The 15,602-nt window shown below is 44.0% G+C and carries 10 protein-coding genes; 6 read left to right on the forward strand and 4 right to left on the reverse strand.

All coding sequences use genetic code 11. The annotated features are described in order from the left end of the window. The first annotated feature begins 265 nt into the window (after positions 1-265). Positions 266-3,124, forward strand: coding sequence for an excinuclease ABC subunit UvrA (uvrA, locus tag EOD41_RS17175; RefSeq protein WP_205780585.1), 2,859 nt, complete (start codon positions 266-268; stop codon positions 3,122-3,124). A 90-nt stretch (positions 3,125-3,214) separates the two neighbouring features. On the opposite strand, the gene bshA is transcribed toward uvrA (EOD41_RS17175), so the two are convergent. Then, positions 3,215-4,354, reverse strand: coding sequence for an N-acetyl-alpha-D-glucosaminyl L-malate synthase BshA (gene bshA, locus EOD41_RS17180; protein ID WP_127707196.1), 1,140 nt, complete (start codon positions 4,352-4,354; stop codon positions 3,215-3,217). 76 nt (positions 4,355-4,430) lie between these two features. Beyond that, a complete protein-coding gene (gene uvrA, locus EOD41_RS17185) occupies positions 4,431-7,277 on the reverse strand; it encodes an excinuclease ABC subunit UvrA (RefSeq protein ID WP_127707198.1) in 2,847 nt (948 codons plus the stop codon). 207 nt (positions 7,278-7,484) lie between these two features. On the opposite strand from uvrA (EOD41_RS17185), the gene EOD41_RS17190 reads away from it, so the two are divergent. Beyond that, positions 7,485-8,048 carry a TetR/AcrR family transcriptional regulator gene (locus tag EOD41_RS17190; protein WP_164849973.1) on the forward strand — a complete coding sequence of 188 codons (564 nt, stop codon included), beginning with the start codon at positions 7,485-7,487 and terminating at the stop codon, positions 8,046-8,048. Positions 8,049-8,089: 41 nt separating this feature from the next. Next, positions 8,090-8,998 carry an NAD(P)/FAD-dependent oxidoreductase gene (locus EOD41_RS17195; protein WP_127707202.1) on the forward strand — a complete coding sequence of 303 codons (909 nt, stop codon included), beginning with the start codon at positions 8,090-8,092 and terminating at the stop codon, positions 8,996-8,998. A gap of 69 nt (positions 8,999-9,067) precedes the next feature. On the opposite strand, the gene EOD41_RS17200 is transcribed toward EOD41_RS17195, so the two are convergent. Beyond that, positions 9,068-9,820 (reverse strand): lytic transglycosylase domain-containing protein, encoded by a 753-nt coding sequence (locus tag EOD41_RS17200; RefSeq protein WP_240663475.1) that lies wholly within the window; start codon positions 9,818-9,820, stop codon positions 9,068-9,070. A gap of 392 nt (positions 9,821-10,212) precedes the next feature. Here EOD41_RS17200 and EOD41_RS17205 point away from each other — a divergent pair, with 392 nt between their 5' ends. After that, complete coding sequence (locus EOD41_RS17205) at positions 10,213-11,586, forward strand: pseudouridine synthase (RefSeq protein ID WP_127707206.1); 1,374 nt, start codon at positions 10,213-10,215, stop codon at positions 11,584-11,586. A gap of 64 nt (positions 11,587-11,650) precedes the next feature. Further along, positions 11,651-12,796, forward strand: coding sequence for a lactonase family protein (locus tag EOD41_RS17210; protein ID WP_127707208.1), 1,146 nt, complete (start codon positions 11,651-11,653; stop codon positions 12,794-12,796). 81 nt (positions 12,797-12,877) lie between these two features. Here EOD41_RS17210 and EOD41_RS17215 read toward each other — a convergent pair whose 3' ends face one another. After that, the gene (locus EOD41_RS17215) at positions 12,878-13,357 is read right to left on the reverse strand and encodes a hypothetical protein (RefSeq protein WP_127707210.1); all 480 of its coding nucleotides are present in this window, start codon (positions 13,355-13,357) and stop codon (positions 12,878-12,880) included. A gap of 159 nt (positions 13,358-13,516) precedes the next feature. Between EOD41_RS17215 and EOD41_RS17220 the strand changes: the two genes are divergently transcribed. Beyond that, positions 13,517-15,151, forward strand: a complete 1,635-nt coding sequence (locus EOD41_RS17220; protein WP_127707212.1) for an ABC transporter substrate-binding protein — start codon at positions 13,517-13,519, stop codon at positions 15,149-15,151. Positions 15,152-15,602: the final 451 nt, after the last annotated feature.

Here is a 15,602-nt window from a genome sequence, read left to right on the forward strand (position 1 = left end):
CAAATAAAATAAAAATAACAATAAAAAGCAAATTTATTTGTTTGACTATGTAAGTGTACCTACGTTTAACGGCTACTTAAAGATTTTTGGGATAATCTTTTATTGTACAATACTTTTCTTTGCTATACTATTACCTCTTACTGACAACAATTCTTTCCGTGCATTTGCATCTTGCTAAACATTTTAGGATTTTTGCACTTTCTCATTTAGTCGATAGACCATAGTCCATAGAAACTATCGTCTATGGACTATCGACATACAACGCATGATTAACGAAGCAGAAAAAGACGCTCAAAAGCATATAATTATAAAAGGCGCAAAGGTGCATAACCTGAAGAACCTTGATGTTGCCATACCTAAGAATAAGCTGGTGGTGGTTACAGGCATGTCGGGCTCGGGCAAATCGTCGCTGGCGTTTGATACGCTGTACGCCGAAGGCCAGCGCCGTTATGTGGAAAGCCTTTCATCATACGCGCGCCAGTTTTTAGGGCGGATGAACAAGCCTGATGTTGATTATATTAAAGGCATTGCCCCTGCCATAGCTATAGAGCAGAAGGTAATCACCTCGAACCCGCGCTCAACCGTAGGTACCTCTACCGAGATATATGATTATTTAAAGCTGCTGTTTTCGCGCATTGGCAAAACGTATTCGCCTTTATCGGGCAATATTGTTAAAAGAGACACGGTTACCGATGTGATCAACTTTGTGCTTAGCCTGCCAGACGATACTCAGGTTACTATACTTTGTCCGTTACACCCGCACAACAACCGCAGCCTGAAAGAGGAGCTTGCCGTACTGATGCAAAAAGGCTTTGTGCGTGTTGAATATAAAGGTAAGCTGGCTCGTATTGAGGCATTGCTTGAAGATGAAAGCATTGCGGCCGATACTGAAATGTCAACTAAAAAGTCGAAGAAAGCAGACCATACTCAGTCGGATGCCGATCATAGCGATGTGCGAATTGTGATTGACCGTGTTACCAAAAACGAGGAAGAGGAAACCGTAAGCCGCCTGGGTGACAGTATCCAAACCGCGTTTTTTGAAGGTAAAGGTGATTGTTACATACGCTGGCAAGATGGCGACGCTGAGCAGGAACGCTTTTTTTGCGACCGCTTCGAACTTGACGGTATCCGTTTTGAAGAGCCTTCGCCAAACTTTTTCAGCTTTAACAACCCTTACGGAGCCTGTAAAAAATGCGAGGGCTATGGCAAGGTGATTGGCATTGACGAAGACTTGGTTATTCCCGATAAAAGTAAAACCGTGTACGAAGGCGCCATAGCGCCTTGGCGCGGCGAAAAAATGCGGGAGTGGAACGACCGCCTTGTGAAAAACGCTATTAAGTTTGACTTCCCGATACACCGCCAGTACAATCAGCTTACCGAAGAGCAACAGCGCCTGCTTTGGAAGGGCAACAGCTACTTCCAGGGTTTAGATGCTTTCTTTAAGGAACTGGAAGAACAAACTTATAAGATACAATACCGCGTTCTGCTTTCACGCTACCGCGGAAAAACCACCTGCCCTGATTGTAAAGGTAGTCGTTTGCGCCCCGATGCGGCTTATGTAAAGATCAACGGCAAATCGATAACCGACATTGTACTAATGCCGCTTGATAAAGCCTTTGAGTTTTTTAATGGGCTCGAGCTTTCGGCACATGATGAAAAGATTGGCCGCAGGTTGTTAACCGAGATAACCAACCGGCTTAACTTTTTAAATGATGTTGGATTGAGTTATCTTACATTGAACCGTTTGTCGAATACTTTATCGGGGGGTGAGTCGCAGCGTATTAATTTGGCTACTTCCTTAGGCAGCAGTTTGGTAGGGTCCATTTATGTATTGGATGAACCGAGTATCGGCCTGCACCCGCGCGACACCAACCGCCTGATAGGCGTACTTAAATCTCTGCGTGATGTAGGCAACACCGTTTTGGTTGTTGAGCACGAAGAGGAAGTAATGAAAGCGGCAGACCATATTATTGATATCGGCCCTGAAGCCGGTACACACGGCGGCGAGTTGATATTTACAGGTACCTACACCGACATAATAACTGACGATAAAAGTCTTACCGGCAAGTATTTAAGCGGAAGAGAAGAAATTGCTATTCCAACGCAACGCCGTAAATGGAACGATCACATTACCATAAAAGGCGCGCGCGAAAATAACCTAAAGCATGTAACCGCCAAGTTCCCGTTAGGCGTGCTTACTGTGGTTACAGGGGTTTCCGGCTCTGGTAAAACAAGCCTTGTAAAACGCATCCTGCACCCTGCCCTGCAAAAAACGCTGGGCAATTACAACGGCGAGCAAACCGGCGCATACGATGCTATTGAGGGCGATTACAATAAAATTGAGCAGGTGGAATTGGTCGACCAGAACCCTATAGGTCGCTCATCGCGCTCGAACCCGGTTACTTACGTTAAGGCCTGGGACGAGATACGTAACCTGTATGCCTCACAAGCATCGGCTAAAGCAGCAGGCTTAAAGCCATCAGCGTTTTCATTTAATGTTGAAGGTGGCCGTTGCGACGTTTGCCAGGGCGAAGGTGAAGTAAAGATAGAGATGCAGTTTATGGCTGATATCTTTTTGACATGCGAAGCCTGCAACGGTAATCGTTTCAAGCAAAACGTACTTGACATTACCTACAATGAAAAGAATGTATCGGAAGTATTGAATTTGACCATTGACGAGGCCGTTGAATTCTTCGCCAAAGAGACCAAAATCATCAACAAAATAAAACCTTTGGTCGATGTAGGTTTAGGTTATGTGCATCTGGGGCAATCTTCAAACACCCTATCGGGCGGTGAGGCGCAACGCATCAAGCTGGCTTCGTTCCTGGTGAAAGGCAACAACACCAATAAAACGCTGTTTATTTTTGACGAACCGACTACCGGGCTACATTTTGCTGATATAAAGAAACTACTAAAATCATTCGACGCGCTGTTGAACCAGGGTAATACCATCATTGTAATAGAACACAATATGGACGTTATTAAATGCGCCGACTGGATTATTGACATCGGCCCCGAAGGTGGCGACCGCGGTGGTAATGTGGTGTTTGAAGGTGTGCCCGAAGATTTGATTAAACAGGAAGGGTCTTATACGGGCGAGTATTTGAGAGAGCGATTTCTATAACTGTCATTCTGAGCGATAGCGAAGAATCTATCGGCGATTAGAAGTTCGCTACAGATTCTTCGCTATCGCTCAGAATGACAAAAGAATAACTTATTTTCCCGCTTTACTTCGCTCAATTACCTGCATATAGTAATTCTCATACTCAGGCAGTATATTCTGCAGGTCGAATACTTTGGCACGGGCAAGGGCATTCTCTTTAAAAGTATTAAGGCGGTCGTCGTCCTGAAGTATATGTATAGCGGCTTCGGCCATGCCTTTTACGTCGCCAACATCCTTTAAAAAGCCGGTTTCACCGTCAACATTCAATTCGGGTAAACCACCTGTGTTGCTGCTGATAACAGGCACCTTACAGGCCATGGCTTCAAGTGCGGCTAAACCAAAACTCTCTGATTGTGATGGCATCAGGAACAGGTCAGACACTGAAAGTATTTCTTCAATAGCGTCCTGTTTGCCCAGGAAGCGTATCTGGTCGGCTACGCCAAGGTCGCGCGCCAGTTGCTCACATCCCGAACGCTCGCCACCATCACCCACCATAAGCAGGCGTGCGGGCACTTCCTTCACCACTTCAGCAAAAATCTTTACCACATCTTCGGTACGTTTTACCTTACGAAAATTAGAGGTATGTACCAGTATTTTTTCACCGTTTGGTGCTATCGCCTTGCGGAAATGGTCTTTCGGCTTCAGGCTGAAACGGTTCAAATCTATAAAGTTCGGGATAACCTTTATCTCGTTCTGTATATCGAAAAAGTCGTAAGTGTCTTTGCGTAAATGTTCAGATACGGCGGTTACTCCGTCAGACTTATTGATGGAAAAAGTAACTACCGGATTATACGTACGATCTTTACCAACAAGAGTAATATCGGTACCATGCAGGGTGGTAACAAAGGGAATGTCAATACCGTAGGTGGCCAAAATCTGCTTTGCCATAAACGCTGCTGAAGCATGTGGAATGGCATAATGAACATGCAATACGTCGAGCTTTTCAAAACGCACAACATCTACCAGTCGACTTGCAAGAGCCAGCTCATACGGCGGAAAGTCAAACAAAGGATAGTTAGAAACCGACACCTCGTGATAGAAGAGGTTTTCAGAAAACAGGTCGAGACGGGCCGGCTGGTTATATGTTACAAAGTGAACCTGGTGGCCACGATCGGCAAGCGCTTTCCCTAACTCTGTGGCAACAACCCCGCTACCGCCGAAGGTTGGATAACAAACAATTCCTATTTTCATTTTCAACTGCAATGTTAACAGCTATTTATGGCAAATGTGTTAACAGCGTGTAAAATATAGGAAGCTTGCACGTTTGTTACTTTATGCCCATCTCCTTCTTTAAAAACTTGCCGGTAAAGCTGTCTTTCACCTTGCACAAGCCTTCAGGCGTACCGCTGAACAGTATTTTACCACCACCTGAACCGCCTTCCGGACCAAGGTCTATCACATGATCAGCAACCTTTATTACGTCAAGATTATGCTCGATAACCAATACCGTATTGCCCTTATCAACTAACTGGTTAAGTACGCCAAGCAATACATTAATGTCCTCAAAGTGCAAGCCGGTAGTTGGTTCATCAAGTATGTAAAATGTATTGCCTGTGTCTTTTTTAGAAAGCTCGGTAGCCAGCTTTACACGCTGCGCCTCACCACCCGATAGGGTGGTTGACGCCTGCCCAAGCGTGATATAGCCTAAACCAACGTCAAATAGTGTTTTTACCTTTCGGTAGATTGATGGGATATGCTCAAAAAACGCAACCGCGTCCTCAATGCTCATGTCCAATACATCACTTATGGATTTTCCGCGATAACGCACTTCAAGGGTTTCTCGGTTGTATCGCCTGCCACCACATTCTTCACAAGGAACTTGTACATCTGGCAAAAAGTTCATTTCAATTACTTTCATACCCGCACCCTGGCAGGTTTCACAACGCCCGCCTTTTACATTGAACGAGAAACGTCCCGGTTTGTAGCCGCGTATCTTGGCTTCAGGCAGTTGCACATACAAGTTACGGATGTCTGAAAACACACCGGTGTAGGTAGCCGGGTTTGAACGCGGTGTACGACCGATTGGCGTTTGATCGATCTCGATAACCTTATCAATTTTTTCCAACCCTTCAATGCTTCCATATGGTAAAGGCTGTTTTTTAGCCCGGAAGAAATGATGATTTAATATTGGGTATAGGGTTTCAGTAATTAAACTTGATTTACCGCTGCCTGATACGCCGGTGATGCCTATCAGCTTACCTAATGGAAACTCTACCGAAACATTCTTTAAATTATGTCCAGACGCTTTTTTCAATACCAGCTTGTTACCGTTACCTTCACGGCGCTTTTTAGGGATTTTTATTTCGCGTTCCCCGTTAATATATGATGTGGTAAGTGTATGTTCTTTCATCAGTTCGGCAGGGGTACCTTGCGCTACCACCTGACCGCCATGAACACCGGCTGCCGGCCCCATGTCAATCACGTGGTCAGCTTCAAGTATCATGTCTTTATCGTGCTCAACTACAAGTACGGTATTACCCAGGTCGCGCAGATTTTTAAGCGCGTTTATCAGGCGCTCGTTATCCCGCTGGTGAAGGCCGATGCTTGGCTCGTCAAGGATGTACATTACATTCATTAATTGCGAACCAATTTGTGTAGCCAGCCTGATCCGCTGCGCCTCGCCGCCCGAAAGGGTTTTGGCTGTACGGTCAAGCGTTAAGTAGCTCAAGCCTACATCAAGCAAAAAGCCAATGCGTGCACGTATCTCTTTCAGTATCTCGCGGGCAATAACGTTCTGACGCTCGCTAAGCCTTCCTTCCAGATTATCAAACCAGGCATTCAGCGTGGTGATGTCCATGCAGGCTAACTCGAAGATATTCTTTTCATCAACCTTGAAGTGCAGCGATTCTTTTTTCAACCTTGCACCGCCACAAACCGGGCAGGTTTTAAGCACACGGTAATTTTCCATGTCTTCCACGTCGTCGTCACCACGGCGTTCCTGCTGGTCTTCCAGCATTTTAACTATACCTTCAAAGTTGATGGAATAGTTTTGTACGTTCCATTTGTTGTACTCTACCGCAACGCTTATCTTTTCCTCAGTACCGTTTAAAATAATATCAAGCTTTTCCCGATCCAGTTTTTCAATCGGGGTAGAAAGCGAAAACTCAAACTTTTTGCCCAGCGCTTTCAGCACCTGAAAAATCCATGTTTCTTTGTATTCGCCAATGGGCGCAAGGCCGCCTTTTTCTATGCTTAATTTTGGATTAGGTATCACTGCCGACTCATCCACCTCGAAAATATAGCCAAGTCCGTTACACTTTTCGCAGGCGCCATAAGGCGAGTTGAATGAAAATGTATTTGGCTGAGGCTCATCATATGAGATACCCGAAACCGGGTCCATCAAATACTTACTAAAGTATGATACATTGTTATCTTTATCAGCAATGCGGATGATACCTTTTGCCAGCTTTAGCGCTGTTTGCACCGAATCATATAAACGCTTGCCGTCTTTTTCGTTAACAACCAACCGGTCAACCACAATATCTATATCGTGTATTTTGTACCTGTCAAGCTGCATTTTGGGTGTTACATCGGCAATTGTACCGTCAACCCAAACTTTTAAATACCCTTGTTTGCGTATGCTTTCAAATAGTTCGCGGTAATGTCCTTTACGGCCTTTTACCACCGGCGCCATAATGTTTACAGGCTGACCGTCAAACTTTTCGTTAATGGTACGCAGTATCTGGTCTTCACTCATGCGCTCCATTTTCTCACCTGTGGTGTAAGAGTAAGCATCACCCGCACGGGCGAACAACAAACGCATAAAATCGTATATCTCGGTAATAGTACCCACCGTTGAGCGGGGGTTTTTGCTGGTTGTTTTCTGCTCGATAGCGATTACCGGACTTAGACCCGACACTTTATCTACATCCGGGCGCTCCATGCCGCCCATAAACTGGCGCGAGTAAGCCGAAAATGTTTCCATATAGCGGCGCTGCCCCTCAGCATAAATAGTATCAAATGCCAGTGACGATTTTCCGCTGCCGCTAAGCCCGGTAACAACCACCAGTTGGTTACGCGGAAACGAAACGTCGATATTTTTTAAATTATGAACCCGCGCACCATAAACTTCAACTTCGCTTTGTTCGCCCAGGTCAATACGTTGATCACTCATATAATATATAAAACGCAATAGATTAACCGCGGTTAAGCGGCTTAGTTTCAACAATAAATGTTTTGCTAAAATTTTTTGCAAATATACATAAAAAGGCTTTGTTTAATAACAGGTGATTGTAACCGCAATGTGATTGAATGTTTATAAGAAATATTAATATGACAACAAAATGTCGCAATAAATTGAATAATGTCATATAATTGCGACATGAAATCAACTGAGCAAAATATTGTTGATACTGCTATCTACGTTTTGAACGAAAACCCATCAGCCACACTTGAGATGGTAGCCGATAAAGCCGGCATATCCAGCCGCACGCTTTATCGCTATTTTAACCACCGGAACAAATTATTAGCATCTTGCAAGGAAACACTTACGGTAACCTGCCGGGCAGCCATGAATGCCGCTTTCGACGCCAGCGAAAATCCGATCAAACAATTAGAACTTACTCTTTACGCGGCCATTGATTGCGGCAGCAAATTCGCTTTTTTTGATAAGCTGAATCAAATTATGCCTAAACAGGAAACACCTGAAACTGACGGAAATGCGGGACAGATACAAGGCCGGTTGTTCAACCTGATTGTAACACTGCAAAAACAAGGCTTAATAACCGATGTCCTTACCTCAGCGTGGATATACAAGCTATTTTCGGGCATGGTAAACACTACGATATCGGCCATAACTTCCGGTGATATCGCTGTGAACGATATAAAACGTTTTGCTTGGATATCTTTTAGTCAAAGTATCGGCATTCAAAAAACAGCGGCTTAATTAATACACTAACACGGCTCTTACATGGCCGGATAATAAATATGGAAACACAATCACAATTCGATGTTATAATTATTGGCGGCAGCAGTGCGGGCCTTTCTGCCGGACTGGCTTTAGGCCGTGCCCTGCGCAAGGTTTTAATTATTGACAACGGTAAGCCCTGCAACCGGCAAACACCACATTCGCATAATTTTTTAACCCACGATGGACATACTCCTGCTGATATAATGGAAGTCGCAAAACGAGATGTACAGGCTTATCCCACAGTTCAGTTTCTTGATGCAACAGTTACCGATGTCACCGGCCATAATACAGCATTTACTGTTACTGTTAATGCTACCACCCATTACTATGCAGGCAAAATTATTTTTGCTACGGGCGTTAAAGACATTATGCCCTATATGGAAGGTTTTGCCGAATGCTGGGGTATATCAGTCATTCATTGTCCGTATTGCCATGGTTATGAATACCGCGGTAAAATCACTGGCATACTGGCTAATGGCGACACTGGCTTTGAATTGGCCAAAATGATATCCAACTGGACAGATCAACTTACATTATTTACAAATGGCGCCGCCACTTTTACTGATGAGCAGCACAAAGCCTTGATAAAAAACAATATCCGGATAACTGACAGTGAAATAAGCCATTTAATACACAAAGACGGCTATATTGAACAAGTTGTATTTAAAGACGAAGGCAGCATAGCCATTAATGCTTTGTATGCCCGCCTCCCATTTGTTCAGCATACTGATGCTCCTGAAAAATTAGGCTGTGAGTTTACTGAACAAGGCCATATTAAAATTGATATGATCAACAAAACATCAGTTCCGGGTGTATTTGCCTGCGGCGATAACACAACAGCAATGCGTACGCTGTCTGCTGCTATTGCAAGCGGCACCTTAGCGGGGGTAGCCGTTAGTAAAGATCTTACTCAGGAGCAATTTTGATTTTTATCAAATAAAAAAGCCTGCCCTTATACAAAAGGCAGGCTTTGAATGTGCTCCGATGCCGGTAGATTAAAATGCGCCAGCTATAAACTGCGGCATTTCGTCGAGGTTAACAAGCTTGGGCAATTCCTGCTCTTTGCTTTTGTAACCATATTTGGCGGGGTTTTCAATAATTGCTTTCATGGCAACTAATTTATATACATAGCTGCCGGTTTCGCGGTTAAAGCGCGTAGTATAATAGCCCCAGGTTTTTTGCTTACGCATTGCCCTAGCTATTTGTACCGAACCATTGTTGTAAGCCGCGGCGGCGAGTGTCCAATCGCCAAACTCGCTGTAAAGTTCGCGCAGGTATTTACAAGCAGCAATAGTTGACTTTCGTGTTAAAAGACGTTCGTCTCGCTTACGGTTAACTTTTAAGCCATAATGACGGGCAGTACCAGGCATAAATTGCCATAAACCGCGTGCGCCTTTTGGCGATGTGCCTCCTTTAAGGCCCGATTCTACTAACGGAATGTACTTGAAATCGTCAGGGATACCATAATAAGCCAAAATAGGCTCAATAATTGGGAATAATCTGGCTGCCTTTTTATGCAGTGCATTTGTCTGGACTTTTGTATAGGAATGCATCCATAACGAATAGCTGAGTTTTCGCTTTACACGGGGACGATAAACAGGCAGGGCCTTGTTTGCAAAGCTGTATTCGTTGCTTTTTTCTTCTGTTTTAATAACAGAGAATGCATTACTACGATGAGTTGCATGTGACCTGTTGAAGGCCGTGGCATCACAAAGATCAAAAGCCGAAATGAAAAATACCACCAGCATTACGGAGCACGTAATTAAGTGTTTTTTTGTCATTCGTTTTTTTATCATTTATTATACTTTATGTAAAACTCTGCGCAAAAGTACGCTATATAAATCACATTATCAAATACTTACATTTTACTTAGTGTTTTGGTCGCATTTTAAGACCCGCAAAAACGCCGTTTAAATACTGTTAAACAGCGTTTTTGCACACTTTGCACGTTTTGCAAAAAAGCCTATATCGGCCACCCGATTTTGGCGCTTTTTCTGCAAGTCAAAGCCTTATCAACTGATTTTTCCATCCTCTCTCTGAAACATTCTACCGCCTACAGTTGTAACTAAACTAAAGTTGTTTAGTGTGTTAAAATACCGTATCTTTGTCGCCCCGCAATCGAGGGTAAAATCATAATACTATGGCATTTAAAAGGCAAGGGAACAGTCGTGACGACAAGTCCGCCGGGTCACCCAAAAGGTCTTCAACCAACAGCCGCACAGGCAAGCCATCGGGTCCTGCCCGCGGCAGGGGTACCAATAAAGGTGACGCATCTGATAACCAATCTCCCTTTAAAAAGTTTGAAAAAAGTAAACCGGCCGACAAACGTGCTGCCGGGAAATCATATTCAGGGAGGGGAGAAAGAGCCGACAGGCCTGCACGTAATTTCGACAATGATGGCGACAAAGGGCCATTTTCAGGAAGAGGCGGCAGTAAAAAGCCATATTCGGGCAGACCAGACAGATCATCATCAGACAGGCCTGCACGAAGCTTCAATAAAGAAGGGGGTGAAAAAAGACCCTATTTATCAAGAGGCGGCGACAACAAAAAACCATTAGGCGGCCGCGGAAACGATGGCGATAAGCCAAGAAGCTACGGCGCCGGTACTGGCAAACGGGGCTATGTACCCCGCACCGACGGCGGATACAAAAAGCGTGAATCAGGCAATTATAGAGACAGGCCAACAGATAATTTTGAAGATAAGCCTGAAAGGGCCTATAACGACAGACCGGAGTTTGACGCCTCGTCAAAAACGATGCGTGGCCGCAAAAAAACTGCCGAACCAAAAGAGCAGGAAAGCGGCCTTATAAGACTTAACCGTTACATTGCTAATGCAGGTATTTGTTCTCGTCGTAAAGCTGATGAATTAATAGAAGCAGGAGTAGTTTCGGTAAACGGCGAAGTAATATCTGAACTGGGCTATAAAGTTAACCCTGCCACTGATACTGTACGTTATAACGGCGAAACACTGAAGCGTGAAAAAATGGTGTATGTGCTTTTGAATAAGCCAAAAGATTACATTACCACCACTGACGATCCGCAGGAACGCCGTACAGTGATGCACCTTGTTGACAAAGCCAGCAAAGAACGCATTTATCCGGTTGGCCGCCTCGATCGTAATACAACCGGTTTGTTGCTTATGACTAACGATGGAGACCTTGCCGATAAACTTTCGCATCCGCGCAGCAACGTAGTAAAACTTTATCAGGTTGAGCTAAGTAAAAGCCTTACGCAGGGCGATCTAAATAAAATAGCTTTTGGCCTTGAGCTGGAAGATGGCCTTATTAAGCCTGATTCAATTTCCTATGTACAGGGTGGCAGTAAGCGCGAAGTAGGCATACAGATACATAGTGGTAAAAACCGTATTGTACGCCGTATTTTTGAACATTTAGGCTATGAGGTAGTAAAACTTGACCGTGTAGTTTATGCCGGACTTACCAAAAAAGATCTTCCACGAGGCCGCTGGAGATATCTTGAAGAAAAGGAGCTAATACAGCTAAAACATTTATTATAAAAGAAACGCCCTGCTACAACGGGGCGTTTTTTTGTTTAATTTGTAATAATTAAATCTGCATGTTATGAAAAGAGTTTTATTAGCAATTGCATTACTATCGCCATTGCTTATGCTTGCACAAGATAAAAAGAAAAAAGGCCCAAAAACATTCGACCTGATTGTTGGAGCGTACACCAGCGAAAAAAGTACAGGAATCAGCGTATATCGATTTTATGCAGAAACAGGCAGGCTGGCGTATCTAAGCCAGTCGGATGATATACCTAATCCATCATACCTTGCCATTGATAAAGATAACAAATTTGTTTACGCGGTTAGTGAAACTGATGACGGACAGGTTTATGCTTATAGCTTCGAGCCCAAAAATGGGCAGCTTACCTTCATTAATAAACAAAAATCAAACGGCGCGGCGCCATGCTACATCAGTGTTGATGAAGACCGCAAAAACCTGTTTGTGGCCAATTATTCGAGCGGCAGCTTAGCGGTATTACCCGTTAACGAAAATGGCTCGATACAACCTGCCTCCCAGATGATACAGGAAAAAGGCAGCGGCATCAACAAAGAACGTCAGGAAGGCCCGCATGTACATACGGCATTTTTATCACCCGATGAGAAGTTTGTGCTATATACAGACTTAGGAACTGATAAAATTCATGTTACCAAATATAAAAGCGGGCAAAAGCCCCCTTTAACACCTGCTGAGCCGCCTTTTATAAAGGTAGCAGGCGGAAACGGGCCACGGCATCTTGAATTTTCGCTTGATAAAAAACACCTGTATGCGGTTGAAGAAATGTCGGCCAGGGTTACCGTATTTGACTACAACAAAGGAGAACTAAAGCAAATACAGGAAGTTACCATGCTTGCCGATGGCTTTACCGGTAAAGTTGGTGCAGCTGATGTGCACATTTCACCTGATGGCAGGTTTCTATACGCATCAAACCGCGGCGACGCGAATGAGATAGTGATCTACTCAATAGATCAGGGTACCGGCATGCTTACGTTTGTTCACCGCTTTTCAACCCGTGGCAAAACTCCCCGCAATTTTGTTATCGACCCAACAGGCAATTACCTGCTGGTAGCCCATCAGGATAGCGATACTATTAATGTATTTAAACTTGATACCAACACCGGCAAGCCTACTGCCATGGTAAGTTCAACCACTGCAGGCAAGCCTGTATGCTTAAAGTTTGCCAATGCAACTGAGAAGGATTGAAATAGTGAGGGCTAAGTCACTTTAAATAACAAAGGCGAGGGTTATATCCTCGCCTTTTATGTTATAAAGCTATTTATTCAATTATTTTTTACTGAAGCTATAAACCACATAACCGGTTTGCGCACCTATCGGGATAGGTGTTTTTAATACCAGGTTATCTTTAGTAGCGCTGCCTACGTCAAGGCGGTAACCCTCAGCAACGTTTTTAGCTTTATCGCCTTCATATATCTTTTTAAACTGGAACTGGGTACCGGTGGTTCCTTCAAAAACCGACCAAAAGATAGTTTGCGAGGTACCGTTGGCTAAAGTGTAAATACCGTTGCCACTGTTGGTTAATTTCCAGGTACTGCCTACAAACTCACTTGGAGGGGCTTGGTCAAATACTGATTGTACGGCGTTTGGCAGCAAACCGCCTTCATAAGTTACGGTATTAAGTGTCCAGGTGCCTACAAACCTGTCGCGTGGTACATGCGCCGATGTGGTGCTGCGTACACTTGAGCACGACGAAATAACTACAGCTAAAGCTAAAATGGTTAAGGTGTATTGAAATATCTTTTTCATGACTTAAAAATATTATTTGTTTGATAATAACATCACTTCTATAAAAAAGTTGGCAGAATGTTTATGCACTGCTTACTGCCACGTTATAATTTGGATGTAATAATACCCCGAAGGTTTAAAAAAATATCGTTTATATACCTGCTTAAGCTATATTTAAGTATGAAAAGGCAGGCTGTCTATTTAATTTATTTTTTTGCATGGATACTTTTTTCATGTGGAAGCAATACGCCTGCCGGGCATAAAACTGTATTTAATATTAACCTTGAAGACGGCCTCACCAGCCTCGATCCGGCTTTTGCGCGTAACCAGAATGCCCTTTGGATGGACAATCAGTTATATAACGGACTTGTACAAATAAACGATAGCCTTAAAACTGTTCCATGTATAGCCAAACGCTGGCAAATTAGCCGCGACGGCCTGCAGTACACCTTCTTTTTGCGTAACGACGTTTATTTTCATGATGATCCGCTTTTTAGAAATGGCAGGGGCCGCAGGTGTATAGCTGCCGACTTTGCCTACAGTTTTTCCCGGCTTATCGACCCGAAGGTAGGGTCGTCAGGCTCGTGGATATTTAGCGACAAGGTAACCGGCAAGGAAGCCTTTTTTGCACCGAACGATACGACATTTATAATAAAACTTCGTCAGCCATTTCCGCCGTTGCTAAGTTTGCTTACCGCGCAGTATAGCTCGGCCGTGCCGCACGAGGTGGTCGAACATTATGGTAAAGACTTTCGCAGCCACCCTGTTGGTACCGGGCCATTTAAGTTTAAATACTGGAAAGAGCGCCAGGTAATGGTTTTGCTTAGAAATGAGCATTACTGGGAGAAAGACAGCCAAGGCAGGCAACTCCCCTACCTCGACGCAGTAAAGGCAACTTTTTTAAGCGACAAGCAAACCGCCTTTATGGAATTTGTCAAGGGCAATCTTGATTTTTTCAATGGAGTGGATGGCAGTTACCGTAATGATATCCTGACCAAATCAGGCAAGCTCACATCAAAATATCGTGATAAGTTTATTTTAAACAGCCGCCCTTATTTGAATACCGAATATCTCGGCATACTCATCGATACCAACATCGCCATTGTGAAGCACTCACCCTTGCGGCTTTTGAAAGTTCGGCAGGCTATTAATTATGCTATTGATAAGCAAAAGATGATAAAATACCTGCGTAACGGCGTAGGTACGCCGGGCAATGCGGGCTTTATTCCCAAAGGTATGCCGGGCTTTGATGCCGGTAAGGTAAAGGGATATGGTTATGATCCTGCAAAGTCGCGGCGGTTGCTGGCCGAGGCCGGCTTTCGCAACGGACGTGGTTTGCCCGAAATAGTATTGAACACTACCACCACCTACCGTGATCTGATTGAATACATACAAGGTGAGCTGGAAAAGGTGAATATAAAAACCCGCGTTGAGGTAACCCAGGGTGCAAGTCTGCGCGAACTGATGGCTAAGAATGGCGTCAACTTTTTTCGTGGATCATGGATTGCCGATTACCCGGATGGCGAAAACTACCTTTCTGTCTTCTACTCGAAAAACAAAATACCTTACGGACCAAACTATACCGGCTTTAGCGATAAAGAATTTGACAAGTTGTTTGAGCAGGCTTATTATATAAAAGATGATTCAGCCAGGTATGATCTGTACCGCAAAATGGATAACCTGATCATGAGTCGGTCGCCGGTGGTGATTTTGTATTATGATAAGCTGGTAAACCTGTACCAGAAAAGTATATCAGGCTACAGCAGTAATCCTCAGAATTTAATGGTGCTGAAACGGGTTAAGAAAGAGATGTGATTCCGGATTTCGGATGTGTAATTTCGAATTTAACTGAATTAGTGCAGGTGTTGACGTCAACAGGGTAAACACTTGTCAACACCGTCAACACCGTCAACACCGTCAACACCGCCAACACCGCCAACACCGTGCTTCAGTTGCACTGAAGCACGGTGCCATAGCCTCACCCATTGATGTTTGTGATTAACTCACTGCCTGTATACACCCTCTCCAATGGAGAGGGTGTATACAGGCTCTGCGCTTTGCAGTAATGTTGTCAAATGGGGCTACAGAGCTCCGTTAGCAATGGCTTTGCGCCATATTGTGCGTTAGTGGATGTTACTTTTTCTTTTGCCGGAAAAGATTTCTATGATAAAAGCAAGATTAAGCTGCTATTTTTGAATGATAGGTTTTGTTGTTTTTTACAACAGAGACAATGCGCTGGAGCATTTTATTTCGTAAGGCGTTGATA

The organism is Mucilaginibacter limnophilus, assembly GCF_004005815.1.
In the GTDB taxonomy this organism is placed as follows: domain Bacteria; phylum Bacteroidota; class Bacteroidia; order Sphingobacteriales; family Sphingobacteriaceae; genus Mucilaginibacter; species Mucilaginibacter limnophilus.